The following is a 26,787-nucleotide window of genomic DNA, read 5'->3' as shown; positions in this document are numbered from 1 at the left end:
TCAGTCGACCTTCTTGACGATCAGCGATGCGTTGGTGCCGCCGAAGCCGAAACTGTTGTTGAGGGCTGCTTTCACCTCGCGCTGCCGGGCTTTGAGCGGGACCAGGTCCACGCCCTCGGTGCCCTCATCGGGGTTGTGAAGGTTGAGCGTGGGCGGAACCACCTGATCGCGGATCGCGAGGATGCAGAAGATCGCTTCCACCGCGCCTGCCCCCCCGAGCAAGTGGCCGATTGCCGACTTGGTCGAACTCATCGACGCGCCGCCAAGGTCGTCCCCCATAACGCGCTTGACCGCGCCCAGCTCGATCGTGTCGGCCATGGTCGACGTGCCGTGCGCATTGACGTAATCGATGTCGCCCGGGGCCATCCCCGCTTTCTTGAGTGCCATGCGCATCGCCAGCTCGGCGCCCTTGCCTTCGGGGTGCGGCGCGGTGACGTGATAGGCATCGCCCGACAGGCCATAGCCGACCACTTCGGCATAGATCGTCGCGCCGCGTGCCTTGGCATGCTCGTATTCCTCGAGCACTACCACGCCTGCGCCCTCGCCCATGACGAAGCCGTCGCGATCCTTGTCATAGGGGCGGCTCGCCTCGGCCGGGCGATCGTTCATGCTCATGTTGAGTGCGCGCGCCTGTGCGAAACCGGCGACGCCCAGCGGGTTGATAGTGCTTTCCGCACCGCCCGCCAGCATCACATCGGCATCGTCGAGCGCGATCATGCGCGCTGCATCGCCAATCGAGTGTGCTCCGGTCGAGCAGGCAGTAACGACCGCATGGTTCGGGCCCATCAGGCCATATTTGATCGAAACCTGGCCGCTGATGAGGTTGATCAGGCGGCCATGGACGAAGTGTGGGGACACCCGGCCCGGTCCGCGCTCATGCAGGACGATCGATTCGCTTTCGATGCCCGGCAATCCACCGATACCCGAGCCGATTGAAACGCCGGTCCGCTGTTTGAGGTCGTCGTCCATCTCGGTGAGGCCGGCGTCTTCGAGCGCCTGTCCGGCGGCATCGATCCCGTATACGATGAACGGATCGACCTGGCGCTGCACCTTGTGGTCGACGCGCTTGTCGGGATCGAAGCCCCATTCGTGGTCCTTCGGCTTCACCTCGCAGGCGATGGTCGCCTTCTGGTTCGAGGCATCGAAGCGGGTGATCGGTCCCGCCCCGCTCTCGCTCGCAATCAGGTTCTTCCACGAGGTTTCGACATCGCCGCCCAGCGGGGTGACGAGGCCAAGTCCGGTTACGACCACACGACGCATGCTATTCTCCGCAAAAAGACAACAGGCCCGGCCCTGTTAGCGGGTCGGGCCTGTCCGAACCCGCACTGTAGCGGGCATGAAGGCAGCAGGGCTTAGCCCTTGTGCTCTTCGATGTACTTGGTCGCGTCGCCGACCGTGGTGATCTTCTCGGCAGCATCGTCGGGGATTTCCACGCCGAATTCTTCCTCGAAGGCCATGACCAGCTCGACGATGTCGAGGCTGTCCGCACCGAGATCGTCGATGAAGCTTGCTTCCTGGGTGACCTTGTCGGCCTCGACGCCGAGGTGCTCGACGACAATCTTCTGCACGCGGTCGGCAGTATCGCTCATTTTTGTCCCTCTCGAATTTGGGGGTTTATGAATTGCCTGTCGCCCTAATGAACGGCGCAGGCTTAGGCAAGGGCCACTGATTTTCCGCTGTATGGGGAGCGCTCAATGAATTTGATAGCTACCCTCAGTTCCCGGACCGATCGACCCGAGTCGCTTCGGCCCCATCGGGCTTGGGCGCATCGACCGTGCGGATGTGCACGTCACGCAACTGGCGCGGGCTGACGAGCGAGGGCGCGCCCATCATCAGGTCCTGCGCTTTCTGATTGAGCGGGAAGGCAATCACTTCGCGGATGTTCGGCTCGTCGGCGAGCAGCATCACGATGCGGTCGATGCCCGGGGCCGACCCACCGTGCGGCGGTGCGCCCAGCTTGAAAGCCTCGATCATGCCCGAGAAGTTTTCGTCGACATCCGCCTGGCTGTAACCGGCCATCTCGAAAGCCTTGTACATGATGTCCGGGCGGTGGTTACGGATGGCGCCCGAGGATAGCTCATAGCCATTGCAGACGATGTCGTACTGCCAGGCGAGAATTTCGAGCGGGTCTTTCGTTTCCAGCGCTTCCATCTCGCCCTGCGGCATCGAAAAGGGGTTGTGGCTGAAATCGACCTTCTTCAATTCTTCGTCGTACTCGAACATCGGGAAATCGACGATCCAGCAGAACTTGAAGCAATCTTCCTCAATCAGGCCCAGCTCTTCGGCAACGCGGGTGCGTGCGGCGCCCGCGAGCTTGGCGGCTTCCTTTTCCTTGCCCGCGGCGAAGAACAGGCCGTCGTTTTCGCCGAGGCCGAGTTCGGCGTAGAGCTTTTCCATGCCTTCGGTGCCGTGATTCTTGGCGATCGGGCCGCCGAACTCGCCGCCCTTGCGGGTGACGTAACCGAGGCCGGCAAAACCTTCGCGGCGGGCCCACTCGTTCATTTCGTCGAAGAACTTGCGGCTTTTCTCGTGCGTTTTCGGGGCGGGAACCACGCGAACCTTGCCACCCGTGCCGACAATCTTCTCGAACAGGCCGAAACCGCTCTTCTCGAAGTGACTGGTGACGTCGGAGATGATCAACGGGTTGCGCAGGTCGGGCTTGTCGGTGCCGTATTTCAGCATCGCTTCGGCATAGGGGATGCGCGGGAATTCACCGGCCGGAGTCACGCTCTTGCCGTTCGCGAACTCCTCGAACACACCCGCGAGCACGGGCTCGATCGCCTGGAAGACGTCTTCCTGCGTCACGAAGCTCATCTCGAAGTCGAGCTGGTAGAATTCCGGGCTGCGATCGGCGCGCAGGTCTTCGTCACGGAAACAGGGCGCGATCTGGAAATAACGATCGAACCCGGCGACCATCAGCAACTGCTTGAACATCTGCGGTGCCTGCGGGAGCGCGTAGAAACGGCCCGGGTGGAGGCGGCTGGGTACGAGGTAGTCGCGCGCGCCTTCGGGCGACGATGCGCCGAGGATCGGCGTCTGGAATTCGCTGAAACCCTGGTCGGTCATGCGGCGGCGCAGGCTCGTGATGACCTGGTTGCGCAGCATGATGTTGTTGTGAACGCGCTCGCGGCGCAGGTCGACGAACCGGTATTTTAGGCGCGTCTCTTCCGGATAGTCTTCGGCCGAGTTGACGATCAGCGGCAGGTCGTCCGCGCGGCTCTGCACGCTCACCTCGCGCGCGAACACCTCGATTTCGCCGGTCGGCAGGTTCGGGTTCACAGCCACATCGGCGCGCGCTTTCACTGTGCCATCGATCGTGACGACCGATTCCAGCTTGATCTTGTCGAGAACGGGGAGCGCCGGGCTGTCCTCGTCCGCGACGATCTGGGTGATGCCGTAATGGTCGCGCAGGTCGACGAACAGCACGCCGCCATGGTCGCGCTTGTTATGCACCCAGCCGGAAAGGCGGACGGTTTCGCCGACATTGTCCTTGGTCAGCGCAGCACAGGTATGGGTACGGTAGGCGTGCATGAAAAGCTCGATCTTTCTGCCGGAAATTGATTGGGGCCGCGCGCGCATTCGGGCGCCGCGCGAAAGCGCGCCCCTAACAGCCATCGGGGGCCGATTTGTCAAGATTCGTCTGGTTGGCGCCTAAGCCAGTCGGGCGCGGCGCAGGGCCCTAAGCGTACCCGCACGGACCCAGGGTCGGTCGCCCGGCTTCGGCGCCCTCACTCCGCATCGCGCGAGCAACCCGTTCATTGCCCAGGCATCGTCCTGCAGCAGGCTGTCGCGCGATCGCCAGGTAACCGACAGCGAAATCGACGGGCTGTCGCCTACCGTGACCGTATGCGCCGCCTTGAACGGCACGTAGAGCGCATCGCCCGGGCCCATGTCGAAGTGCAGGGCATGTTCGGCCAGCTGCGGCGTCCAGGGCAGGAGGTTGTCGCCGGTGCGATGAAAGCGTTCATTGTCTGCCGCCGAAGGCAGGCCGCATGCCTGCGGCAGCACGGTGAAACGCTTTTTTCCGGCGATCTGGAACAGAATATTGTATTCGGGATCGAAATGCAGCGGGGTTAGCAAACCCGGCGAGCTGGCGAAGAGGAAGGCGACGGGCTTGAGCAGTTCGCCCGTGTGCGGCGCGGCCACCGGCGCGATGCCGGCAAGGATCTCCGCGACAACCCGCTCGAATTCGGGCCAGCGTGCAAGATCGCGCAACATGATCCAGCGCTTCGTTTCGCTCAGCGAAGCAACCAGCGGCCCGAGCTTGGTGGGCAGATCGGAAAGCGGACGGAAGCGACCTTCGACACCATCCTCGCGCGCTTCGATCAGCGAGCGGTCACCACAATCGAAGATGTCCTCCAGCCGCGCCCACGCGAAGCAGCGCTCGGCCTCCAGCGCATGGTCGAGTGGCTGCGCCGTGTGCGGATAGGCAGCGCGCAGGCGTGCGCGATCGAACGGCCAGTCTGCCGCTTGCGCGTCGAATTGCTCGCGTGGATCGATCCGCCCCATGCGCAGCAGCGATAGCGCGCAAGCGTTAAGACTCGCTTGACCGCGCATGTGGCAGGTCTAAAGCGGCGCGCGTCGCGGCGGTGCATAGCCCCGCTCGCGCGATTGCAGGTCCGGCGGCAAACCCGCTAACCTGCGCCTGCGGGATGACCCCGCACTACCGATGGGCCTCGCCCGGGGGCGGCACTCCGCCCGACTGAACACGAAAAGACACGATGAAAATACACGATCTGATTACCGAGACCGAACCGCTCGCCGAATTGTGCGAGCGTCTGGCGAAAAGCGATTTCGTCTGCGTCGACACCGAATTCATGCGCGAGAACACCTATTGGCCCGAGCTGTGCCTGGTGCAGATCGGCAATGAGGAAGAGGCCGCGGCGATCGACCCGCTGGCCGAGGGTATCGACCTTACCCCGCTGTGGGACCTGATGTGCGACAATGACGACGTGCTAAAAGTCTTCCATGCCGGCGGGCAGGATGTCGAAATCGTCTACAATTTCACCGGTAAGACCCCCCAGCCGATCTTCGACACGCAAATCGCGATGATGGCGATCAGCCAGTCGGAACAGATCGGCTATGCCAATCTTGTCGAGAGCTGGCTCGGCCTGACGATCGACAAGGGTGCGCGCTTCACCGACTGGAGCCGCCGTCCGCTGACCGACCGCCAGATCGAATATGCGATCGGCGACGTGACCCATCTGGCGCAGATCTTCCCGCGCATCCTCAAGAAGCTGATCAAGACCGGTCGCGGAGCCTGGCTCGATGCCGAGATGGAAAAGCTCGCCGATCCGGAAAACTACGCCAACGACGCGGGCAAGGCTTGGCAGCGCATCCGCTCGCCGGGACGCAACCCTGCCGTGCTTGGCAGACTCAAGGCGCTCGCTGCCTGGCGCGAAAGCGAGGCGCAGCACAAGAACATTCCGCGCGGACGCATTATGCGCGACGAGACGCTGGCAGATATCGCCAGCCACCCACCCAAGAAACAGGCCGAACTTACAAAGGTTCGTGGCCTGTCGAATGCGTGGAAAGACAACGACATTGGCAAGCGTCTTATGAAAGTGCTCGAAAAGGCAGAGCCGCTGCCGAAGGACGAAATGCCCGACAAGCCTAAGCGCGGCGCGCCGCTGGGCAAGGAAGGCGCGCTGGTCGCAGACCTGCTCAAGCTACTGCTCAAGATCCGCGCGCGCGAGATCGACGTCGCCGCGCGGCTGCTGACCAAAGCCGACGAGATGGAAGCGCTTGCCGCCGGTGTGCGCGATCTCAAGATCCTCGAGGGTTGGCGCTACGACGTGTTCGGCAAGGATGCGCTCGAACTGGTCGAGGGCCGGCTCGCCTTCGCGGTCAAGGATGGGCGCCTGCTAATGACCCATGTCGACGAGGTTCACGCCGGCATGGTCGAAGCGCAGGCGGCGGAATAAGCAGGCAATGAGCACGTACCTCCCCACGCTCAAGCAGCTGCAATATCTCGTCGCGCTGCACGAGCACGGCCATTTCGGCCGCGCGGCGGAGGCCAGCTTTGTCTCGCAATCGACGCTGTCGGCGGGAATTCGCGAGCTTGAATCGCTGCTTGGCGTGACTCTGGTAGAGCGTAGCCGCCGCGTGGTGCGCTTCACGGCGCTGGGCAATCAGGTCGTCGACAAGGCGCACCGCATTCTGCGCGAGGCCGAGGAATTGGCGGACCTGGTCCAGGCCGCGGGCAAGCCGCTGGCCGGGCAGCTCCGCATGAGCGTCATCCCGACTATCGCCCCTTTCCTGCTGCCCCGTTTTCTGCCGCGCCTGCGCAAGGAACGCCCCGACCTCGAGCTGTTCCTGCGCGAGGAAACCAGCCAGGACGCGGTCGAATCGCTCCAGCACGGGCGCGTCGATTGCGTTCTGCTCGCCCTCCCCTTCGCGACCGGCGAGGTCGAGAAGGCGCATATCTCCGACGACGAACTCTACGTCGCGTTTCCCAAGGATGACCCGCGCGATCCGCCCGATCTCATACCGCCGAGCATGATAGACGAAGGCCGTCTGTTGTTGCTCGAGGACGGGCACTGTCTCAAGGACCACGCACTGGGCGCCTGCAACCGCCCGGAATTGCGCGCCTCTGCCACCATGATTGGCACCAGCCTGCACACGCTGGTGCAAATGGTCGACAACGACCTCGGCCTCACCATGCTGCCCAAAATGGCGGTAGATGCGGGCATATTGACCGGGACCGAGGTGGTCGCCCGCCCGCTCAAATCGAAAAGCGCCACGCGCGAGATCGCGCTGATCTGGCGCAAGAACTCGCCCCGGCGGGACGATTTCGAATTGCTGGCCGAAGAACTGCGTGCGGGATGAGCTTGCTATTGCCCTAACGAAAGGGCTGAACCTCTTCGCCAGCACCCAATAGCGGCTCGGTCGATCCCCTGAGCGACAGCCGCCACCCGGCCACGCTTTGGATCGCGAAGAGTGCCGATACGAGAAACTCGAGCATCTCGTCGTCATAGTGCGGCAGGAACTCGGACCAGTTGATGGGAAGCGGCGTGGGACTTCCGAGCGTGAGCCCAACTATGCCATAACATACGACCGATAAGCCGAAGAGCCACGCGCAGCTCACAGATGCCACCGGAAACTCCAGCGCATCGAGAAGGCGCCGACAGAGCGGCTGATGGGCGTGCAGCAATGGTAAAACAAAAAGCAGTGCTGCCGTCACCGCCAGGCCGGGGTAAACAAACAGCGAGTTGGAATAGACATTATGCAGGGTGAATTCCCCCTGCACGTTGATCGCGGCAAGCTCCTCGGGCGTGTCGAAGCCGAATAAGCGCTGGCCCCAGCTGATCTCTTCCCCACCCACGAACAGGAACAATAAGGCGAGGCCAATCAGCCAGCTACGCAACCTCGTACGTCCGCTCGCCCGAGCGGCGAGGACGAGGCAGGATGCGCTGGCAATCCCGTAAAGGATTGCCGAGCCGTACTCGAACGGTCCGTCCTCGTAAAAAAGTACCGTGAACGCTTGCGCATCGAGCATGGCGAAAACGGTGAGCAGCAATGCCGACATGACGAATAAGGCGTTCAAAGTCCGTTCGGCCAAGCTGGCCCTGGAAATTCGATCGAGGGCTGCGACCTGTCTGGATTCGAGCCGTTCGGCCACGCGCCACAACATCGCCGCGACGCGATCCCGGAAGATCCAGCCTGCGATTGCACCGGCCAGCGAGCACCAGATCACCAACCGACCGATCACCAACTTGGCGCCGTCCGCGCCAGTAAGCGCCATGACCGAGCTCTCGATCCAGAGACCGAGGACAACGGCTGCCGCCGAAACGGCCAAATTCGATGCGATGGTTCTCATCGGGTCTCCGGAAAACTTGCCCAGCAAGCAGGATCATCCGACAATACATAGCCGCACCCGGTGAATGTAGGGTAAATCCCGGATTTACCTATCTACAGGACTTCAGGTGTATTCGATAATGGGATGGCAGTACTCATCGAGACATACTTCTTCTTCGTTCTCACCCATTCCCAGCAACCGGTCTGAACCTGGGTTCTTCCACCTTTCCATCTTTCTGCTTCGCCACGGAAATGTCCCCGCCCCTCGACCATCGGATAGTACCGAAGGACCATCTTGCTCGCGATCGACGATCTTGGCGCGCGAGGATGGGGCTCTAGTCCATGTGCTTAAGACCGACGCGCAGATAGTCCCATCCGGTAATCACCGTCAGAACCGCAGCGGCCCATAGCGTCGTGAGGCCAACGGTGTGCGGGATATTCGCTTCGACTTCGCCGATCATCACCGTCCAGCGCGGCAGCCCTTGGCCGAGGATCAGCGAGCCCAGGGCGACCATCTGGAAGGTCGTCTTCCACTTGGCCAGCTTGGAGACCGGCACCGAGACCTGCAGCGGCCCGAGGAACTCGCGCAGACCGGACACGGCAATCTCGCGCATCAGGATGATAAGTCCTGCAATCACGTGCATGTCGCCCACATAGGGGCCGCGCAACACGCCTTGAGCGGCCAGCACCAGGATCACCGCGGCAACCATGATCTTGTCGGCGATCGGATCCAGGAAGATGCCGAGCTTCGATACGGTCCCGCTGGTGCGCGCCAGATAACCATCGAAATAATCGGTAATTCCCATCAGGCAGTAAAGCCCGAAAGCCAGCAGGTAGCCCGCCTCCCATCCCGGCCACCAGAGAAACCAGGCGAGCAATGGAATGGCGAAAATGCGCGAAAGGGTGAGGATGTTGGGCAGGTTCAGCATCTTGGCCGCATGCCCTAGCGGCAATCGTCCCGTCGCAAAAGCCGCTCTGTGCCCTTGTCCGCCACCACGTTGGCACTAGAGTCGGGCGCACGATTGGGTTTCGCCCGGGGGGTCATGCTTACATCCACTCATCTGCTGCGTCGCAGGCGGTTCCTGCCGCTGTTCGTGACGCAGCTGTTCAACGCCTTCAACGACAATCTCTACAAGACCACCATGGTCCTGTTCGTCGTTTACGCAGTGTATAATGACGAGAGTACCGAGGCGAGCTTCAGCGGGCTCGCCAGCGCGCTGTTCATCCTGCCTTTCTTCATTCTCTCCGCGCTGGCCGGGCAGCTGGCCGACATGCGCGACAAGGCCAAGATCATCCGTGTGGTGAAGGCCTGCGAGATCGGACTGATGGTGATCGGTGCGACAGGCCTATACATGGCCTGGCAGGGTATTCTGGTGCATGCGGTAGCGATCCCGCTGCTGCTGCTCGCGCTGTTCCTGACCGGGGTGCAGTCGACCTTTCTCGGCCCGATCAAATACGCAATCCTGCCGCAACATCTGAAGAAAGAAGAGGTACTTGCCGGGACCGGGCTGGTCGAGGCGGGCACGTACATAGCGATCCTTGCCGGTACCATTCTCGCCGGACCGCTGGCGGTCGACCATACCGGCTGGGCTGCGATCGGCATCATCGTGACCGCCTGCATCGGCTATCTCGTCAGCCGTCAGGTGCCCCCTGCCCCGCCGCTGGGCAAGGTCGAGCAGCTCGACTGGCACATTCTGCGCGCTTCGGTAAAGCTGGTACGCGACACGATGCACAATGCCGAAGTCTATTACGCCATTCTCGCGATCAGCTTCTTCTGGACCATCGGCGCGGTGCTGTTCATTCAATTCCCGCCGCTGGCCAAGAACACGATCATGGCCAGCCCCGAAGTCGCGAGCCTGTTTCTGGTGGTATTCTCCGTGGGTGTCGCGATCGGATCGGTGGCGGTGAATGCGTTGCTCAAGGGTCGTGTCTCGGCCCGCTTTGCGCCCGTTTCGGTAATTGCAATGGGATTGTTCGTGGTCGCATTCTACATCGTTGCCAAGATGTGGGAGGCGGACCAGCCCGCCAGCCTGCTCGGCGTTAGCGAATTCATCGCCTGGCCGATGGCCACGGTACTGTTGCTGTGCCTGCTGGGAATTTCGGTGGCGGGCGGCATGTTCGTGGTACCGCTTTATGCATTTCTCACCACGCGGGTCTCGCCCGACACGGCTTCGCGCACGATCGCGGCAAACAATATCGTCAATTCGGGGGCGATGGTGGCCGGCTCGCTGATCGCCATGGCACTGAGCGCGGCAGGCGTGCCGATCACCGAGCAGGTATTGCTCTGCGCGGCGATGTGCCTGTTCTCGGCCTGGCTGGCGAAGCGGCTGATCGCGGCGGAGAACGCAGCTGCCGAACTGGCCGCCGCCGCCGGAGCCTGAAGCCTGAAGCCTAAATCATCTAGATTATGAAGGCGAAGACCGCCGCGACGGTGGCAAAATATGTCGTTGCCGCACCGCGCACGTCGTCGGCGGTGAGGCGCCAGTCGGTCATGCCGCCAGCGGGCAGGTCGGCAAAGCCGCTGCGGCGTTGCGGGAGGCTTGCCCGGAACCAGTGGCGATGGGCTTCGCTCGTCAGAACCAATGCGCGTCTCATGATGTTGCGTTAACTAATTTTTAACCATTTGGTATCCTTTGGACTCGAAGCTGTCCCCCTTTGGCACGGATTGGGAAGAATTAACCATGATTGTCGTGATTGCGCCGCTCCGATTGCCGGGCTAACCGCCGCTGACATGACTGCGCCCGACACACCGCAAGCCGCCCAGCTCCTCGTCGACTGCCTGATCGCGCAGGGTTGCGACCGTATCTTCACCGTTCCCGGCGAGAGCTTCCTGCAAGTGCTCGACGGGCTCTGTCGGCAAGACACGATCGATATGGTTACCTGCCGACAGGAGGGCGGCGTCGCCTTCATGGCCTGTGCCGACGGAGCGATGACCGGGCGGCCAGGCGTGGCTTTCGTCACGCGTGGGCCAGGCGCCACCAATGCCAGCATCGGCGTGCATGTCGCGATGCAGGATTCACAGCCGATGATTCTATTCGTCGGCGACGTCGACAGCGAAATGCGCGACCGTGAAGGCTTCCAGGAAGTCGATTTTGCCGCCTTCTTCGGTCCGATAGCCAAATGGGCCGCACGAATCGACAGCGCCGACCGCATTCCGGAATACATCGCACGAGCATACGCGACCGCGATCTCGGGGCGTCCGGGCCCCGTTGTCCTGGCGCTGCCCGAGGACATGCTCAGCCGCGCGACCAACGCAACCCCGCGCGCGCGCGTCGAGCGGCCCGCACAGGCTCCCTGCCCCGACGCGATGCAGGCCATGATGGCGCTGCTTGCGGACGCCGCCTCGCCCATCGCAATCATCGGCGGCGCGGGCTGGAATGCCAAGGCCCGCGCGCATTTCCAGCTATTTGCCGAACGGCTCGGCATTCCCGTCGCGACGGCCTTCCGGCGGCAGGACGCAATTTCGCCGTCGAGCCCGGTCTACGCAGGCAATTTGGGCTACGGGCCCAATCCCAAGCTGATCGAGCGCGTAAAACAGGCCGATCTGATCCTGGCCATCGGCGCGCGGCTGGGCGAGGCGACGACCGATGGCTACACAGTGCCACCTCCGACTGCTACCGAGCGCAAGCTGGTGCATGTGCACCCGGATCCGAACGAGCTGGGCAGTGTCTATCCCGCCAATCTCGCGATCTGTGCCAGTATGGACGAATTCGCCGAAAGCGCCGCGCTGTGGGACGAAGGCGCGGTGATCGATTTCGACGCCGGGGCCGAAGCGCATGCGGAATGGCAGGCCTGGGCGACCGCACATCCCAATGATCACGCGCTCGACATGGGCCAGGCGGTGCAATTGATGCGCGACACGCTGCCCGCCGACACGATCATCTGCAACGGCGCGGGCAATTTCTCGAGCTGGTGGCATCGCTACTGGCGCTACGAAGGATTTCCTACTCAGCTAGCTCCTACCTGCGGGGCTATGGGCTACGGCGTTCCGGCAGCGGTCTCCGCCGCACTTCGCTTTCCCCAACGCACTGTCGTCGCCGTGGCGGGTGACGGCGATTTCCTGATGAACGGACAGGAACTCGCCACTGCCGTCCAGCACGATGCCGATCTGATCGTAATCCTGGTAGACAACTCGGCCTATGGCACGATCCGCATGCACCAGGAACGCGAGTTCCCGGGCGAAGACCGGATCAGCGCGACCCGTCTTGCAAATCCCGATTTTGCGGCCTTGGCGGAAGCCTTTGGCGGCTGGTCGGCTCGCGCCTCCACGACCGAGGAGTTCACGCAGGCGCTCGTTGCCGCCCAAGGACGCAGCGGCTTGCGACTGATCCACTGCACGATCGATATCGAACAGCTCGCCGCCAGCGGCGCGAGTGTGAGCAGGTTACGCGATCGCTAGGCGTCAGCGCATCGTCATTCCGCCATCGACCACATATTGCGAACCAGTGACGTAACTTGCTTGGTCGGACAGCAGGAACAGCGCCACCTGCGCCGCCTCGTCGGCCGACCCAAAACGGCCCAACGGTACCTGCTTCTCGATCTGCTCGGTTAGTTCTTCGACCTGTTCGTCGGGAATGCCCATGCCGTCGAAGAAATTGGTCTCGATCGGCCCGGGGGCAATCGAGTTCACGCGAATGCCGCGACCGGCGAGATCGGCCGCCCAGCTCCGCGCCAATGCAGTCACGGCACCCTTGGTAGCGGCATAGACGGCACCCTGTGGCTGGCCGAGATACGGCGAGACCGAAGCCGTCACTACCACCGAGCCGCCGTCTGCGACTACCGGAATCAACTCGGCCATCTGCAACACGGGCCCGCGCACATTCACGTTGGTCATACCATCGAACATCTTGGCATCGACACTCTCGTTGTCGCCGAACCTGCCGAACCCGGCATTCAGCCACACGCCGTCGATCGTGCCCATCTGCTCCTTGACCTTCGCACCCAACTCCTTGGCCGCCTGGGGATCGGACGCGTCGTTTCGCAATACCAGCGATCCTGACGGCAGCGCCGCGCCAGCCTCGTCGAGATGATCCTGGCTCGTGCCGGTCACGGCGACTTCGCCACCCTCATCGACGATCATCTTCGCACCGGCCAGGCCCATGCCGCTGGTGCCGCCGGTAATGAGGATACGCTTGCCTTCGAACCGCTTCATGTCTGGTCTCCGTTGCTGGGGTCATCTCGGCAACGGTGGACTGCACCAAGGCGTTCCTTCGGTCTGCCCGATCAAATGCCCGCCATGGCACAGATTACCGACCATTCGTCGGGCTTGATCTCCGCCACCGACAGGCGCGAGAGCTTGACCAGTTCGCAATCGGCAAGCTTCGGCTCGGCCTTGATCTGCTTGAGCGTAACCGGATGTGGCAACTTGCTCTTGGGCTTGACCTTCACCGCGGCCCACTTGCCTTCGGGATCGGTGGGATCGGTGATGCCCGCCACGCTCACTTCGCAGATGCCGACGATTTCGAGGCCCTCGCGCGAGTGGTAGAAGAAGGCCTGGTCGCCCACCTCCATCGCGGCGAGATTGTTTTTGGCGCGGTGGTTGCGCACGCCGTCCCATGTACCCTCGTTCTCGGCGACGAGATCGTCCCAGCTGTACTTGAAGGGTTCGGATTTCATCAGCCAATAACGCATCGCGGAATCTGCTCCGTCGGTTACTCCTCGGTACCGGTTCGGGTAGACCGATGCGCGCGCGCTGGCCACCCCGGCAAGACCCACGATTAACGTGTTTTTAGTCCTATTGCGGCTATCGCAGGGCAGTCCAAATACTCCAAGGGGGCGGGATTGGTCCGGAAAAGTTCAGATGCGACTGGAAATCGGACCGCGCGCCGAGGCAAAGAGGCTGCCCGCAGCGATCACGATATCGTGACTCTTGGGATCGCCTTTGCTGCGATTATCCTCTTCGTCGGCACGGCTGGCGTGGTCCTGCCCAACCTGCTTTTGGCATGGAACGGCGATGCACCCTCGCTCGATGTCGCGCTGACCAACGCTCTGCTCCTCAATATCGCGCTGATCCTCTTGGGCTGGCACCGCTACAAGGCGCTCAGCGAAGAGCTTAAGAGCCGCCGTGAGTCCGAAGAAGAGGCGCGCCGCCTAGCCGATATCGACCATCTGACCGGATGCCATAACCGCCGCAGTTTCACCGCCGTACTGGGACAATTGCTGGCCGAGCTCGAGCGTCGGGAAAACGCGCTCGCGGCAATTGCAATCGATCTCGACAGCTTCAAGCAGGTCAACGATCTGCACGGCCACCAGGCTGGCGACGAAGTCTTGCGGACAACTGCCGCGCGCATCCAGCGCCTGCTACCCGACGGGGGCGCACTGGCACGGCTTGGCGGGGACGAATTCGTTTGCGTCGTGCCCTATCCTCCCCAGGTTCCCGACCGCGTTGACCAATTGGCGACGCGAATGATCGAGCAGGTCGCACGGCCGGTGGAATATGCCGATTCCGCGATCGAGGTAACCATGTCGATCGGCATTGCCTCGAGCACCCAGATGGACGGTGTACGCAACGGCACGCCTTCCGCGCAAAAGCTGATGCATAAGGCGGATATCGCCATGTATCACGCCAAGAAGCAGGGAAAGAACCGGTTCTACTGGTTCGAACCGTCGATGGAGAACGAGCTGCGTTTCCGCAACGAGCTCGAGGCAGGCATCCGCCGCGGCATCGCCAATGGCGAATTTAGGCCCTATTACGAACAACAGATCGATATCGAGAGTGGCGAGCTGGTCGGTTTTGAAATGCTGGCGCGCTGGGAATCGCCCGAAATGGGCGTTGTCGGCCCGGATATCTTCATTCCCATAGCCGAAGAAATCGGTGTGATCGGAGAGATGAGCGAAGCGCTGATCGAGCAGGCGTTCGAGGATGCCAAACAGTGGGATTCTCAGCTCACGCTCTCGGTCAACATCTCGCCTGTGCAGATGCGCGATCCGTGGTTTGCGCAAAAGCTGCTCAAATTGCTCGTACGGCACAATTTCCCGCCCAACAGGTTGGATATCGAAATTACCGAGAGCTGTTTGCACGACAATGTCGGCATGGTCCGCTCAATGATCAGCAGCCTGCGCAATCAGGGCGTCTGCGTCAGCCTCGACGATTTCGGAACCGGTTACTCAAGCCTGGCACAGCTCCGCAGCTTGCCATTCGACAGGCTCAAGATAGACCGGGCCTTCATCGCCGAACTCAAGGAAGACGAACACGGCGCCAAGCTGGTGGACGCAATCCTCGCCATGAGCGACGGCCTGAAACTTCCCGTGACCGCCGAAGGGATCGAAAACGAATTCGTGCTCGAAGCGCTGAAGCGTATGGGCACGATGAAGGGCCAAGGCTATCACTATGGTCGCCCCGAGCCGGCGGCGCAGGTGCTCGAACGCCTGAACCAAAAGGGCCTTCTCTCCAAGGACAAGCTCGACAACGTGACCGAAGTCGACTTCACCGCACAGGAGACCAAGCGCGGCGAAGGCAAGCGCGCGGGCTGATACGCACACTGGACGCTGCCGCGTCGAGTGCATAGATGCGCCGCAGGATGCGCGTCGATTTCACCAAGATGCATGGGCTGGGCAACGATTTCGTCGTGCTCGATGCGCGTGCGCGCGCTGTTCCTGCAATCGATGCCGCGATTGCGCGGGCCCTGGCGGATCGGCGCACCGGCATCGGCTGCGACCAGCTGATCCTTCTCGAACTCAGCGAAACCGCCGATTTTCGCATGCGGATCTTCAATCATGACGGCGGCGAAGTAGAGGCTTGCGGTAATGCGAGCCGCGCGGTCGCGTTGCTGCATGGAGCTGACGCCAGCGTGGAGACGTCGGGTGGAGTGATCCATGTCGAACCGGCAAGCGGTGGAGCGAGCGTCGACATGGGCAAACCGCGCTTCGACTGGGACGCGATTCCCCTCGCCTACGCCATGGACACTGCGACGATGCCCGTCGGCTGGGACGGGCTCGACCAGCCCGGTGCGGTCAATGTCGGTAATCCGCATGTGGTCTTCTTCGTCGAAAATACCGACGCGGTTCCGCTCGACGAGGTCGGACCCGAGATCGAAAACGATCCGCTCTTTCCCGAACGCGTCAACGTCAATGTCGCTACCATCGAGAACCGGGAACACATCCGCTTGCGCGTGTGGGAGCGTGGCGTCGGCCTCACCCGCGCCTGCGGTACCGGGGCCTGCGCCACAGCGATCCACGCCATGCGCAGAGGACTGGCCGATCGCGAGGTGACCGTGACCCTGCCCGGTGGGGACCTCGTGATCGCATGGGGCGACGATAACCGCATTCGCATGACCGGCCCGGCGACCGAAATCTATCGCGGCAGCTTCGAATGGGACGACTTCGCATGAGCGAGGCACAGGTCATCTCGCTCGGCTGCCGGTTGAACATATCCGAAAGTGAGCAAATCCGCGCCATGCTTGCAAAGGAGCGCGACCTCGTGGTGGTGAACAGCTGTGCGGTGACCAGCGAGGCCGTGCGCCAGACCCGCCAGACGATCCGCCGCGCACGCCGTGCCAATCCCGATGCGCGCCTGCTGGTGACCGGCTGCGCTGCCGATATCGAGCGCGATCAGCTCGCCGCCATGCCCGAAGTCGACGGGCTGATCGCCAACACTTCCAAGCTCGACGCCCGTGCCTGGAACGTCCCGCCCGAGGCGCCCTCCGCCCCGCAGGACCGCACCCGCGCCTTTATCGCGGTGCAGAACGGGTGCGACCATGCCTGCACCTTTTGCGTCATCCCGCAAGGGCGCGGCCCCAGTCGCTCGCTGACCATCGCGCAGGTTCTGGCCGAGGTGGAACGTCATCTCGACCATGGCGCGCCCGAAGTGGTGCTGACCGGCGTCGATGTGACGTCATGGGGCCACGATCTGCCTGGCGCGCCTCCGCTCGGCGAGCTGGTGCGCGCGGTGCTCGACACTTTCCCCCAGCTCCGGCGGCTGCGGATGTCCTCGCTCGACGGGTTCGAAATCGACCCGCTGCTGTTCGAGCTTTTCGCCCATGAGCAGCGGCTGATGCCGCACCTGCACCTGTCGCTGCAGCATGGTCACGATCTGATTCTCAAGCGCATGAAGCGGCGGCATCTGCGCGGCGATGCAGTGGATCTAATCACCCGTCTGGCGGCGCTTCGCTCCGATCTGGCGGTGGGCGCGGACCTGATCGCGGGCTTTCCGACCGAAACCGACGAGCATCATGCGGCCAATCTCTCGATTATTCGCGAACTCAAAATAGTCCACGGGCACATTTTTCCCTATTCGCCTCGCCCCGGCACCCCCGCCGCGCGCATGCCGCAGGTCGAACGCGCCGAGATCAAACGCCGTGCGGCCCAACTGCGCACGGCCACAACGCAGGCGCGCGACGAGTGGCTGACGACGCTCGTCGATAAGCCGCACACTGTCCTCGCCGAGCGTGACGGGACCGGCTACACGCCGCATTTCGCCCGTGTTTCCGTACCCGAAGGCACGCCCGCCGGGTCGATCATCGCGGTCACGCCGACCAAGCACGAGAATGGCCTTCTAGAATGACAGAGAAGCAAAGCTGGACCGACCGGCTGTTCGGAGGATTTCGCAAAACCTCCGAAAAACTGACCAGCAACCTCACCGAAGTGGTGGGCACGGCCAAGCTAGACGATGCAACACTGGACGATGTCGAGGATGCGCTGATCCTGTCGGATCTCGGCCCGTCTGCTGCTGCGCGCATTCGCGAAAAGCTGCGCGCCAAGCGTTTCGGTCTCGAAATCAGCGAGTCCGAGCTGAAGGAAGCGGTGGCCGAGGAAATCGCCGCCATCCTGCGTCCCGTCGCCAAGCCGCTCGAGATCACTGCCTTCCCGCGCCCGCAGGTGCTGCTGGTGATCGGCGTCAACGGCAGCGGCAAGACCACCACCATCGCCAAGCTGGCGCATCTCTTCCAGGAAGACGATTACGCCGTGATGCTGGCGGCAGGCGATACCTTCCGTGCGGCGGCCATCGGCCAGCTCGCCACCTGGGCCGACCGCATCGACGTGCCGATCGTGCGCGGCCCCGAGGGCGGCGATCCGGCCAGCATCGTGTTCGATGCCGTCAAGAAAGCGACCGAGATCGGCACCGATGTGCTCATCGTCGACACGGCAGGCCGCCTCCAGAACAAGCGCGAGTTGATGGACGAGCTGGCCAAGATCCGCAAAGTTCTTGGCCGCCTCAATCCCGAAGCACCGCACGACGTGGTGCTGGTACTTGATGCGACCAATGGCCAGAACGCGCTCAACCAGATCGACGTGTTCAAGGAAGTCGCGGGGGTCACCGGCCTTGTCATGACCAAGCTCGACGGCACAGCGCGCGGCGGCGTGCTGGTGCAGGCGGCCGAGCAATACGGCCTGCCGATCCATGCGATCGGCGTGGGCGAGAAGATCGACGATCTGCGTCCCTTCGACCCCGACCTCGTCGCGCGCGTCATCGCGGGAGTGGCTTGATGACCGAAGACACCGCACCCAAATCCAAATCCGGCTGGCTCAACATCCTCGTCGACTATGGCCCGCTGCTGGTCTTCCTCGGGGTCTACAAGTTCTACCAGCCGCCCGAGACCTCGACCTTCGGCGAGATCGCGGCGGTGATCTACGGCACCATCGCCTTCATGATCGCGGCGGTGGTGGCACTCGTCTTCAGCAAGTTCAAGTTCGGCCATGTCAGCCCGATGCTGATCCTCTCAACCGCGCTGATTGTGGGGTTCGGCGGGCTGACCATCTGGCTGCAGGACGAGAAGTTCATCCAGATCAAGCCGACCGCGATCTATTTGCTGTTCGGCGCGCTGCTGATCGGCGGCTGGCTGCGCGGCAAGGCGCTACTCCAGATCCTGTTAGAGGCGGCCTTCGAAGGCCTGAACCGCGAAGGCTGGCTCAAACTGTCGCGCAATTGGGGCCTGTTCTTCGTGTTCATGGCCGGCCTCAACGAGATACTACGCCTGCAACTGAGCTTCGAAAGCTGGCTCTGGGCCAAGCTGTGGGTGTTCATGCCGCTCAGCTTCCTGTTCACCTTCACCCAGATTCCGATGCTGCTGAAGCATGGCCTGGCGCTGGAGGAAAAGGACGAGGTGATTAAGGACGAACCGCCGACGGCGTGAGACCCGTCGGGTCATACTTGAATGTCGATTGAAGTTCACCTGATCCCACACGAGGGGGCGCCAAAGCGTTGAGCGACGGCATTGCCAGCTTCAATCGTACCACGACCCCCGACCTCGAACCCGACGAAGACGAGGTCCGTTTCCACGTCGTAGCATCGGACGACGCGGAGCGGATCGTCGGGGGCTTGTCCGGGACGTGCTACTGGAACACGCTGCACATCGAATTGCTCTGGCTTTCTGAGGATTCACTTGGTTCGGGGATCGGCGCGCAACTGATCGAGCGAGCCGAAGCTCTTGCCCCTGGCGCAGGGCTACGAGCTCGCCCCGGTCGAGACAACCAGCTGGCAGGCCAAGCCGTTCTACGAGAAGAATGTCTATCAGCTCACTGCCACACTGTAAGGCAGACTGGCGGGTCATCCATGCCATTACCTGCGTAAGAGGCTTGGCCAGTCCGACGAAGTATTGACCTGAGAGCCCCCGGCGGCTCCATAACGAACCCCGTCGGTAAAACGGGCGATCAAACGCCGCAATCGGCGCATGGAGGCACATATGGCCGCAATACCTCGCCCCGATCACTCGGACCGTCCCTTCCGGATGTCATGCGAGCACGTTGTTCAGGCTACACCCGAACTGGTGTTCGCCGCCTTCACCAACCGTCTCGATCGCTGGTTCGCCCAGCCCGGCACGCTATTCCTGACGGCCGAACCGGGCCAACCCTATTTCTTCTACAATCGCGAAGATTGGGGACGCCATCCGCACTACGGCCGCGTTCTAGACTTGGTTGAAGGACGTCTGGTCGAAATGACGTGGATCACGGGCAATGGAACCGAGGTCGGTACTCAAGGAGCCGAGACCATCCTACGCGTCGAGCTTGAGCCAGTGGGCGATGCAACGCGCGTGCTGCTGACGCATGAAGGCTTCGTGACGCAGGCATCGTGCGACGGCCACGCGGAAAACTGGCCGCTTGCGCTCGATATCCTCGACGAGGCCTTGGCCTAGATTTCCACCTGGCTCCCGAGCTCGACCACCCGGTTGGTTGGCAGCCGGAAGAAGTCCATCGCGGTTGCGGCATTCCTCAGCATCCAGGCAAACACCTTCTCGCGCCAGATCGGCATCCCGGGCTTGTCGCTGGCGAGCAGCGTCTGGCGGCTGAGGAAGAAGCTGGTGTGCATCATGTCGAATTCACCGCCACACCGCTGCATCTTCTTGAGCCCCTGCGGCACGTCGGTTTCTTCCATAAAACCGTAGTGAAGAATGGCGCGATAGAAACCATCGCCGAGGTCGTGATATTCGCAGCGCTCTTCGGGATCGACATAGGGCGCATCGGCGATCAGAACGGTCAGGATCACCACGCGTTCGTGCAGCACCTTATTGTGCTTGATGTTGTGCAGCAGCGCGGAAGGCACGCCCGCCGTCTGGCTGGCCATGAAGATGGCGGTGCCGGGCACGCGAGTGGCAGAGTTTTTGGCGCTTTTGGCGAAAATCTCGATCGGCAGCGCTGTCTCGCTCATCCGGTCGCGCATCAGCTTGCGACCGCGCGCCCAGGTCGTCAGCAGAGTGAAGGCGATCAGGCCCACCACCAGCGGGAACCAGCCACCATCGGGCACCTTGAACAGGTTTGCGGCGAAATAGGCACCGTCGATGATCAGGAAGAAGATCACCACGGGCGCGGCGTACCACCACTTCCACTTCCACACGCCGACGAACAGCACGCCCATCAGCAGCGTGTCGATCGTCACCGCGCCCGTCACCGCGATGCCGTATGCGCTGGCAAGGTTGGAGGAGGTCTGGAAGGTCAGCACCAGGATGATGACCGCCACCATCAGCGCCCAGTTGACGACCGGGATGTAGATCTGGCCCGCTTCGGTTTCGCTGGTGTGGCGGATCGACAGGCGTGGCATGAAGCCCAGCTGCATCGCCTGATGTGTTATGCTGAAGGCGCCGGAGATAACCGCCTGGCTGGCGATGAAGGTCGCCACGGTAGCAAGGATCACCAGCGGGAGGCGGAATTCCTCGCTCGCCAGCAGGAAGAAGGGGTTCTTGACGACTTCCGCCGCCTGCTCCGACGGGAGCCCTGCGATCATCGCGCCCTGCCCGAAATAGTTGAGCAGCAGGCACGGCATGACGAAGCCGAACCACGAAAGGCGCATTGGCCCACGTCCGAAGTGCCCCATGTCCGAATAAAGCGCCTCGGAACCCGTTACCGCCAGCACCACCGCGCCCATCGCAAGGAAGGCGATGAAGCCGTCGGTCACGAAGAACATCACCGCGTAATAGGGGTTGAGCGCCCAGAGGATGTCCGGGTTCTGGATGATCTGGTTGAGGCCGAGGCCAGCCAGCGTCAGGAACCAGACGATCATAACCGGGGCGAACAGCGCCCCGACCTTGGCAGTGCCCCGTCGTTGAAGAACGAACAGGAAGACCAGCAGCACAAGCGCGATGGGTATGACGTAGGAGGACAATCCTTCGTCGACCACGGTCAGCCCCTCTACAGCCGAAAGGACCGAAATGGCCGGCGTGATCATGCTGTCGCCATAGAATAGCGACGTGGCGAACACGCCCAGCAGAACCACGAGCCAGGCGTATTTCGTCTTGCCGACATGGCGCGATAGCAGTGCGACGAGAGCAAGGCTGCCGCCCTGCCCTTTGTTGTCCGCACGCATCAGGATGGTGACGTACTGGATCGCAACCACCAGCAGCATCGACCAAAATATCAGGCTGACCACGCCCAGCACATGCATCCGGTCGATGGCAATGCTCGCCGCCCCGGAAAAGGTCTCCCGAAACGCATAGAGCGGGCTTGTCCCGATATCGCCGAAGACGATACCGATCGCACCCACGGCCAGAGCCGCGCGCGAACCGCTGCGGCCGTGCCCGCCATGCGAATTCACAGGCGGCACACCTTCGTTCAGCGGGGATGACGCGGGAGCGTTTTCTGTCATGCGGGAATGGGTTCCGACAACATCGTGTCTCTCGGCCTAAGTGGCGAAGTCGCGGGCGTTAGCAGCAAGGCTTCGCACTCGCAACAAATCGCGTATGGGGCTGTTATCCTTCGGTTTCTTCCGTGGAAGAAACGGGGCCTACCCCCAGCATCGCTTCCAGACGTTCGAGTCGCGCGGCAAGCGGCCCGCGCCAATCGGTGCCTTCGGGCGCATTTTCGAGCAATTCACGCCACAGTGCGAGGGTCCGTCCCGGCTCGCCTGCGCGAAGATAAGCGAGGCCAAGAAAATAGGTCGGTGCGGGATTGGCGGGAGCGACCTGCTCGGAGCGCGAATATGCATAAAGTGCGGCCGCAGTAAGCTGGCCGTTCGCATGCTCGACCAGCGCATTGCCCAGTGCCAGCCAGGCCTCGCTGTCTTGCGGATTCTCAGCCACGGCATTGCGGAGGAAATTGGCTGCCTGCGCGTGCTGGCCGCGCCGGGTAAAGGCATCGGCTGTGACGACGAAGCGCGAGGGCAGACGACCCTCGGGATAGAACTCGCGCCGCGCCTCGACCAGGAGTTCGCCGGTCTGCGAAGCCTCCTCGGCAACCGGCGCGGTAGGCGCGGCAGGCTGGCCGGGGTTTCCTTGCATCGCATAGCCTGCCAAACCGAACAGCAGAGCCGATCCGAACAGCATCCACAGACTGCGCGGGAGCTTGAGCAGATACACCGCAAGGCCGAATATCAGTGCCGCCAGCGCCAGGATCGGCAGCCAACTCATGCGCGCCTCCGGTACCTGCTGACGAGCACCCCGCCCGCGAGCGCCAAAAGCAGGATGGGTATGGCAAACAGCGGCCAGGTCGTCGCACTGACTACCGGCTTATAGCTCACATAGTCGCCATAGCGCTGCGTCAGCCAGCCGCGTATCTGGTCCGGGCTCTCGCCCGCGGCGATCCGGATGCGGACCTGGTGACGCATATCGCCCGCCATCGGCGCATCGCTATCGGCGATCGATTGCGACTGGCATTTCAGGCAGCGCAGCGTCTCCATGAGGTCCTGCGCGGCAGCCTCTTGCGCCGGATCGTCAAGCTGGCGGTAGGCATAGGGTGCCGGCGGCATGCTCTGCTGGGCGGCAAGCGGGAAGGCGAGCATCAAGATGAACGAAACGACGAGAGGGCGGATCACCGGGCCTTCTCCAACTCTGCCAGCAAACGTGGCACGTCATCGGCCCGGATATCGCCGATGTGCTGGTGACGGATCACCCCACTGCCATCGATGACGAAGGTTTCGGGCACGCCCGACGATCCGATGGCGAGTTGTACTTCGGACAGATCGTCACGTCCTATCCTGCTGTAGGGATTGCCGTGCTGCGCGAGGAAACGCGCGACGTCCTCGGGCCGGTCACGGATAGCGACGCCGACGATTTCGGCGCCCTGCTCCTTCAGACTTTCGAGATGCGGGGCCTCGGCGATGCATGGCAGACACCAGCTCGCCCAGATATTGAGCAGCCGCGGCTGGCCGTCTGCGAAACTTGCATTGGACACGCCCTCGACACCGTCCATCGCGGGCGGAAGCTCGAAATAGGGCAATTCCTCGCCGACCATGCGGCTCTGGACGAATTCGTCCTTGGGCTGCGTGAGCTGGTAGGCGGCAAGGCCGACGAACAGCGCGAAAGCGAACAGCGGGACCCAAAGACGCCAGCTCATGCGACCGCCTCCCGGTCGGCGCGCCGTTCAGCGATGCGCGAAGCGAGGCGCCGGTGTCGCAGATCGCTCAGGACCCGGCCGACCAACGCAAGGACACCCCCCAGCGCAATCAGCAGTCCGCCATACCAGATCAGCGTCACGAAGGGCTTCCACCATAGCCGCAATTGCCAGCGCCCATCGGGCGCGCGGTCGCCGACCACGGCATAGAGCTGGCCGTTCCAGCGGGTAGAGAGCGCGCTTTCGGTGGTTTGCTGCAGCGGCGCCCAAAAATTTCGCGATTGCGGGGTGAGGACCCGAGCCTCGCCTCCGCCATAGCTTGCCGCAAGCCGTCCTTCGATCGCGGTCCAGTTTGGACCGGCGACGGGTTCGACTCCCTGTAGGACCACCGTCCACGGCCCGACTGTGGCGCTGCCGCCTTCCTCGACCGCGGCCAGCCGTTCCTCGGTGAAGGCACTTTCGCTCGCCATGCCGAGCAGCGCAACGGCGACACCGAAATGCGCCACGATCATCCCCCAGGTGGACAGCGGCGTGCGCGAAAGCTTGCGCCCGCGCAGCGGCATCAGGCTCGCGACGGCCAGGCCGAGCCCGAATGCAAGACCCAGCAGCGGCAGGATGGCAATCTCGGAAAGCAGGCTCACCAGGACCAGCGCGGCCAGCACCAGCGCGGCAAACAGGGCGACTTCCTTGCCGATCCGGTCGATCCGGTCCTGCCGCCAACGCAGCAGCGGTCCCACCGCCATGACGGCGAACATCGGGATGGTGAAGATCGCCCCTACGGGATTGAAGTAAGGCGGACCGACCGAAACGCGCACGTCGAACGCCTCGGTCAACAATGGGTACAGCGTGCCGAGTAAGACGATGGCGAGAATCGCGCTCAACATGACGTTGTTGAACACCAGCGCCCCCTCACGGCTGGCCAGCGCGAACCGCTCCCCCTCCCTGATCGTATTCGCGCGCAGGGCGAATAGCAGCAGCGCCCCGCCGATGAAAATGCCGAGCAAGACGAGGATGAAGGTGCCGCGTTCCGGGTCGACCGCGAAGGCATGCACGCTGGTGAGGATGCCCGAACGCACGAGGAAGGTGCCCACCATGCTCATCGAAAATGCGACCACGCCGAGCATGATGGTCCAGGTGCGCAAGGCGTCGCGGCTGGCAAGGACGCTCGCCGAATGGAGTAGCGCAGTCGCGGCGAGCCATGGCATGAGCGAGGCGTTTTCCACCGGGTCCCAGAACCACCAGCCACCCCAGCCGAGTTCGTAATAGGCCCAATAACTTCCCGCGGTGATCCCGATAGTCAGCATCACCCAGGCGCCCAGGACCCAGGGTCGCATCGCGCGCGCGAAATTCGGCGTCACCTGTCGTGTAAGCAATGCGCCCACTGCGAAGCTGAAGGCAACCGACAGGCCGACATAGCCCAGATAGAGCGTAGGCGGATGGAAGACGAGGCCGATATCCTGCAGCAGCGGGTTTAAGCCCATGCCTTCCGCTGCCGGTGTCGGAAGGCGCTCGAAGGGGTTCGAACTCAGCAGCAGGAAGGCGTAGAAACCAAGCGAAACTACGCCCTGCGCTGCCAGCGTCGCATTCATCGTATTTTCCGGCAGGCGCTTTTCGACCGCGGCGATCAGTGCGCCGGCAAGGCCCATCACCATCACCCACAGCAGCATCGAGCCCTCATGATTTCCGAAACTACCCGAGAGCTTGAAGATCAGCGGTTTCATGGAATGGGAATTCGAGGCCACCAGCTTCACCGAGAGATCGGTGATCGCGAACAACCACACCAGCATGGCGAAGGAGAAAGTCACCAACACGCCCTGCACCACCGCGGCAGGGCGGATCAGGCTGGCAAGCTCGCTCGAAGCGCCCTGACGCACCGCCATGAAGCCCGCGATCATCTGCAATGCGGCTAGCGCCGCGGCAAGCCACAGGGCTGCAAGGCCGAGTTCTGCAATCATTCGAGACCGACCGTCGTTTCCTCGGCCATCTTAGCGGCCTGGTGCTGCTCCATTCCCTGCAGCTCGCGCGGGACGTAGTTCTCGTCATGCTTCGCGAGGAGGTTGTCGGCCACGAAAGTGCCATCGGCGCCGAGGCGCCCCTCGGCCACCACGCCCGAACCTTCGACGAAGAGGTCGGGCGCGATGCCGCTGAAACGGACCGGCACGCGCGAACCGTCATTGCCCGTAACGGCAAAGGTCAGCGTGATTCCGTCGGCGGCGGTGTGCAGCGAGCCTTCCTCGACCATGCCGCCAAGCCGTACTGCCTGACCCACTTCGGGCGGGTCGGCCAACATCTGCTCGGGGAGGTAGAAGTAGCTCGCCTGGTTGCGCAGCGCATAGGCCGCCAGAAGGCCCGCCCCGACCAGTGCGACCAAGGCAAGGACGACCAGAACGAGCCGCTGGTGCTTGGGTTTCAATGCGTTCATTTACGCCTGCTGTCCGCGCGGCGCCTTTCCGCACGCTTCATGTCGATCCACGCCCAAGCCACCATGGCAAGCGTGCCGACGATACCCACCGCATAGGCTGCGATAACGAAATCCCACTGGTCGAGCGCTTCCCTCATCATGCAGACTCCATCGCCCGGCGACGGAGGCGCGCCTCGGCCTGGATATCGGCAAGCAATGCGCGCATGCGGGCGAGGACCACGCCTCCGAACACAAGCGAGAAGCCCAGCACCGCGACCAGCAGCGGCGCCAGAAATTCGCCGTCGATGGCGCTCTTACCCATCGTTATGCTCGGAGGCTGGTGGAGCGAGTTCCACCACACAACGCTGCGGTTGATGATCGGGATGTTGATTGCGCCGAGCAGGCCGAAGATCGCCGGAATGCGCGCGGATACACCCTCACGCTCGGCTGCCTGTGCCAGCGCGATATAGGCGAGATAAAGAAAGGCCAGCACCAGCATGCTCGTCAGTCGGCCGTCCCACACCCACCACGTGCCCCAGGTCGGGCGCCCCCAGATCGAACCGGTGGCAAGGCAGATCACTGTAAAGACGAGCCCCGGCACCGCCGCGGCGCGGGCGGCAAGCGCGGCCAGTGGGTGCCGCCAGACGAGGAAGACGAGGCTGGCAATCGCAATCGCGCTCCATCCCCCCATCCCCAGCCATGCGGCTGGAACGTGAAGGAACAGAATTCGTACCGTTTCGCCCATCAATCGATCGGGCGGGACGTGAAACAGGCCCCAATAGAGCGCCGCAGCGCTCACCAGCAGGCCGCCGACCAACAACAGTGGGGTCAGCAAGCTGGCGAGCGTGAGGAAGCGTTTGGGGTTCGCGAAGCCGTGCATCGAAAATTACCGT

At 62.8% G+C, this 26,787-nt stretch carries 27 protein-coding genes and 1 pseudogene; 11 read left to right on the top strand and 17 right to left on the bottom strand.

Features of this window, described 5'->3' with window-relative positions:
* From fabF to ACQY4G_RS10885, 4 genes are all read right to left on the bottom strand, one after another.
* Nucleotides 1-1,260, bottom strand: coding sequence for a beta-ketoacyl-ACP synthase II (gene fabF / locus ACQY4G_RS10900; protein WP_421990889.1), 1,260 nt, complete (start codon nt 1,258-1,260; stop codon nt 1-3).
* Nucleotides 1,261-1,352: 92 nt separating this feature from the next.
* Nucleotides 1,353-1,589 (bottom strand): acyl carrier protein, encoded by a 237-nt coding sequence (locus ACQY4G_RS10895; RefSeq protein ID WP_006834437.1) that lies wholly within the window; start codon nt 1,587-1,589, stop codon nt 1,353-1,355.
* A 124-nt stretch (nt 1,590-1,713) separates the two neighbouring features.
* The gene (gene aspS, locus ACQY4G_RS10890) at nt 1,714-3,531 is read right to left on the bottom strand and encodes an aspartate--tRNA ligase (RefSeq protein ID WP_421990887.1); all 1,818 of its coding nucleotides are present in this window, start codon (nt 3,529-3,531) and stop codon (nt 1,714-1,716) included.
* 120 nt (nt 3,532-3,651) lie between these two features.
* Nucleotides 3,652-4,557, bottom strand: coding sequence for a cupin-like domain-containing protein (locus ACQY4G_RS10885; RefSeq protein ID WP_421990885.1), 906 nt, complete (start codon nt 4,555-4,557; stop codon nt 3,652-3,654).
* A 164-nt stretch (nt 4,558-4,721) separates the two neighbouring features.
* Here ACQY4G_RS10885 and rnd point away from each other — a divergent pair, with 164 nt between their 5' ends.
* Together rnd and ACQY4G_RS10875 are read left to right on the top strand one after the other, a co-directional pair.
* Complete coding sequence (gene rnd, locus ACQY4G_RS10880; RefSeq protein ID WP_421990883.1) at nt 4,722-5,924, top strand: ribonuclease D; 1,203 nt, start codon at nt 4,722-4,724, stop codon at nt 5,922-5,924.
* A gap of 7 nt (nt 5,925-5,931) precedes the next feature.
* Nucleotides 5,932-6,828 (top strand): LysR substrate-binding domain-containing protein, encoded by an 897-nt coding sequence (locus ACQY4G_RS10875; protein WP_421990881.1) that lies wholly within the window; start codon nt 5,932-5,934, stop codon nt 6,826-6,828.
* A 13-nt stretch (nt 6,829-6,841) separates the two neighbouring features.
* Here the strand turns inward: ACQY4G_RS10875 and ACQY4G_RS10870 are convergent, their stop codons facing one another.
* Nucleotides 6,842-7,819: a hypothetical protein gene (locus ACQY4G_RS10870; protein ID WP_421990879.1), complete on the bottom strand. Its 978-nt coding sequence runs from the start codon at nt 7,817-7,819 to the stop codon at nt 6,842-6,844.
* Nucleotides 7,820-8,132: 313 nt separating this feature from the next.
* Entirely contained in the window at nt 8,133-8,726 is a 594-nt protein-coding gene (gene pgsA, locus ACQY4G_RS10865) for a CDP-diacylglycerol--glycerol-3-phosphate 3-phosphatidyltransferase (RefSeq protein ID WP_067688223.1), read from the bottom strand.
* A gap of 114 nt (nt 8,727-8,840) precedes the next feature.
* Here pgsA and ACQY4G_RS10860 point away from each other — a divergent pair, with 114 nt between their 5' ends.
* Complete coding sequence (locus ACQY4G_RS10860) at nt 8,841-10,178, top strand: MFS transporter (RefSeq protein WP_421990877.1); 1,338 nt, start codon at nt 8,841-8,843, stop codon at nt 10,176-10,178.
* A 19-nt stretch (nt 10,179-10,197) separates the two neighbouring features.
* Here ACQY4G_RS10860 and ACQY4G_RS10855 read toward each other — a convergent pair whose 3' ends face one another.
* Nucleotides 10,198-10,392, bottom strand: a complete 195-nt coding sequence (locus ACQY4G_RS10855; protein WP_421990875.1) for a hypothetical protein — start codon at nt 10,390-10,392, stop codon at nt 10,198-10,200.
* Between the two features lie 136 nt (nt 10,393-10,528).
* On the opposite strand from ACQY4G_RS10855, the gene ACQY4G_RS10850 reads away from it, so the two are divergent.
* Nucleotides 10,529-12,196 carry a thiamine pyrophosphate-binding protein gene (locus ACQY4G_RS10850; RefSeq protein WP_421990873.1) on the top strand — a complete coding sequence of 556 codons (1,668 nt, stop codon included), beginning with the start codon at nt 10,529-10,531 and terminating at the stop codon, nt 12,194-12,196.
* Nucleotides 12,197-12,199: 3 nt separating this feature from the next.
* On the opposite strand, the gene ACQY4G_RS10845 is transcribed toward ACQY4G_RS10850, so the two are convergent.
* A complete protein-coding gene (locus ACQY4G_RS10845) occupies nt 12,200-12,949 on the bottom strand; it encodes an SDR family oxidoreductase (RefSeq protein ID WP_421990871.1) in 750 nt (249 codons plus the stop codon).
* Nucleotides 12,950-13,020: 71 nt separating this feature from the next.
* Nucleotides 13,021-13,428 (bottom strand): EVE domain-containing protein, encoded by a 408-nt coding sequence (locus ACQY4G_RS10840; protein ID WP_421990869.1) that lies wholly within the window; start codon nt 13,426-13,428, stop codon nt 13,021-13,023.
* Nucleotides 13,429-13,659: 231 nt separating this feature from the next.
* Here ACQY4G_RS10840 and ACQY4G_RS10835 point away from each other — a divergent pair, with 231 nt between their 5' ends.
* The 7 genes and pseudogenes from ACQY4G_RS10835 (at nt 13,660) to ACQY4G_RS10805 (ending at nt 19,868) form a co-directional block, all read left to right on the top strand.
* Entirely contained in the window at nt 13,660-15,270 is a 1,611-nt protein-coding gene (locus tag ACQY4G_RS10835) for a putative bifunctional diguanylate cyclase/phosphodiesterase (protein ID WP_421990867.1), read from the top strand.
* 47 nt (nt 15,271-15,317) lie between these two features.
* Nucleotides 15,318-16,127 carry a diaminopimelate epimerase gene (gene dapF, locus ACQY4G_RS10830; protein ID WP_421993634.1) on the top strand — a complete coding sequence of 270 codons (810 nt, stop codon included), beginning with the start codon at nt 15,318-15,320 and terminating at the stop codon, nt 16,125-16,127.
* Nucleotides 16,124-17,299, top strand: a complete 1,176-nt coding sequence (locus ACQY4G_RS10825; RefSeq protein ID WP_421990865.1) for a MiaB/RimO family radical SAM methylthiotransferase — start codon at nt 16,124-16,126, stop codon at nt 17,297-17,299. Before dapF ends, ACQY4G_RS10825 begins: the two co-directional genes overlap by 4 nt.
* Nucleotides 17,296-18,222, top strand: coding sequence for a signal recognition particle-docking protein FtsY (ftsY, locus tag ACQY4G_RS10820; RefSeq protein ID WP_067688202.1), 927 nt, complete (start codon nt 17,296-17,298; stop codon nt 18,220-18,222). The genes ACQY4G_RS10825 and ftsY overlap by 4 nt, the downstream gene beginning before the upstream one ends.
* Nucleotides 18,222-18,869, top strand: coding sequence for an inner membrane-spanning protein YciB (locus ACQY4G_RS10815; RefSeq protein WP_421990863.1), 648 nt, complete (start codon nt 18,222-18,224; stop codon nt 18,867-18,869). The genes ftsY and ACQY4G_RS10815 overlap by 1 nt, the downstream gene beginning before the upstream one ends.
* 68 nt (nt 18,870-18,937) lie before the next feature.
* A pseudogene (locus tag ACQY4G_RS10810) lies at nt 18,938-19,126 on the top strand (hypothetical protein); the annotation flags it as partial.
* Nucleotides 19,127-19,418: 292 nt separating this feature from the next.
* Nucleotides 19,419-19,868 (top strand): SRPBCC family protein, encoded by a 450-nt coding sequence (locus tag ACQY4G_RS10805; protein WP_421990861.1) that lies wholly within the window; start codon nt 19,419-19,421, stop codon nt 19,866-19,868.
* Here the strand turns inward: ACQY4G_RS10805 and ACQY4G_RS10800 are convergent.
* The 8 genes from ACQY4G_RS10800 to ccmC all read right to left on the bottom strand — a co-directional run bounded on the left by ACQY4G_RS10800 (nt 19,865) and on the right by ccmC (nt 26,774).
* Nucleotides 19,865-21,811, bottom strand: a complete 1,947-nt coding sequence (locus ACQY4G_RS10800; protein WP_421990859.1) for a potassium transporter Kup — start codon at nt 21,809-21,811, stop codon at nt 19,865-19,867. The two genes, ACQY4G_RS10805 and ACQY4G_RS10800, sit on opposite strands and share 4 nt — an antisense overlap.
* A gap of 103 nt (nt 21,812-21,914) precedes the next feature.
* Nucleotides 21,915-22,571 carry a tetratricopeptide repeat protein gene (locus ACQY4G_RS10795; protein ID WP_421990857.1) on the bottom strand — a complete coding sequence of 219 codons (657 nt, stop codon included), beginning with the start codon at nt 22,569-22,571 and terminating at the stop codon, nt 21,915-21,917.
* The gene (locus ACQY4G_RS10790; RefSeq protein WP_421993632.1) at nt 22,568-22,942 is read right to left on the bottom strand and encodes a cytochrome c-type biogenesis protein; all 375 of its coding nucleotides are present in this window, start codon (nt 22,940-22,942) and stop codon (nt 22,568-22,570) included. The genes ACQY4G_RS10795 and ACQY4G_RS10790 overlap by 4 nt, the downstream gene beginning before the upstream one ends.
* Before the next feature lie 29 nt (nt 22,943-22,971).
* Complete coding sequence (locus ACQY4G_RS10785) at nt 22,972-23,496, bottom strand: DsbE family thiol:disulfide interchange protein (RefSeq protein WP_067688192.1); 525 nt, start codon at nt 23,494-23,496, stop codon at nt 22,972-22,974.
* Nucleotides 23,493-25,448, bottom strand: coding sequence for a heme lyase CcmF/NrfE family subunit (locus ACQY4G_RS10780; protein WP_421990855.1), 1,956 nt, complete (start codon nt 25,446-25,448; stop codon nt 23,493-23,495). The genes ACQY4G_RS10785 and ACQY4G_RS10780 overlap by 4 nt, the downstream gene beginning before the upstream one ends.
* A complete protein-coding gene (ccmE, locus tag ACQY4G_RS10775; RefSeq protein ID WP_421990853.1) occupies nt 25,445-25,915 on the bottom strand; it encodes a cytochrome c maturation protein CcmE in 471 nt (156 codons plus the stop codon). Before ccmE ends, ACQY4G_RS10780 begins: the two co-directional genes overlap by 4 nt.
* Nucleotides 25,912-26,055 (bottom strand): hypothetical protein, encoded by a 144-nt coding sequence (locus ACQY4G_RS10770; RefSeq protein ID WP_421990851.1) that lies wholly within the window; start codon nt 26,053-26,055, stop codon nt 25,912-25,914. Before ACQY4G_RS10770 ends, ccmE begins: the two co-directional genes overlap by 4 nt.
* Nucleotides 26,052-26,774 (bottom strand): heme ABC transporter permease CcmC, encoded by a 723-nt coding sequence (gene ccmC / locus ACQY4G_RS10765; protein ID WP_067688184.1) that lies wholly within the window; start codon nt 26,772-26,774, stop codon nt 26,052-26,054. The genes ACQY4G_RS10770 and ccmC overlap by 4 nt, the downstream gene beginning before the upstream one ends.
* Between the last annotated feature and the right edge of the window lie 13 nt (nt 26,775-26,787).

Source organism: Qipengyuania sp. (assembly GCF_965277845.1).
Taxonomy (GTDB): Bacteria; Pseudomonadota; Alphaproteobacteria; order Sphingomonadales; family Sphingomonadaceae; genus Qipengyuania.
The sequence above is the reverse complement of the archived record's forward strand: the minus strand, read 5'-3'. Positions and strand labels throughout refer to the sequence as shown.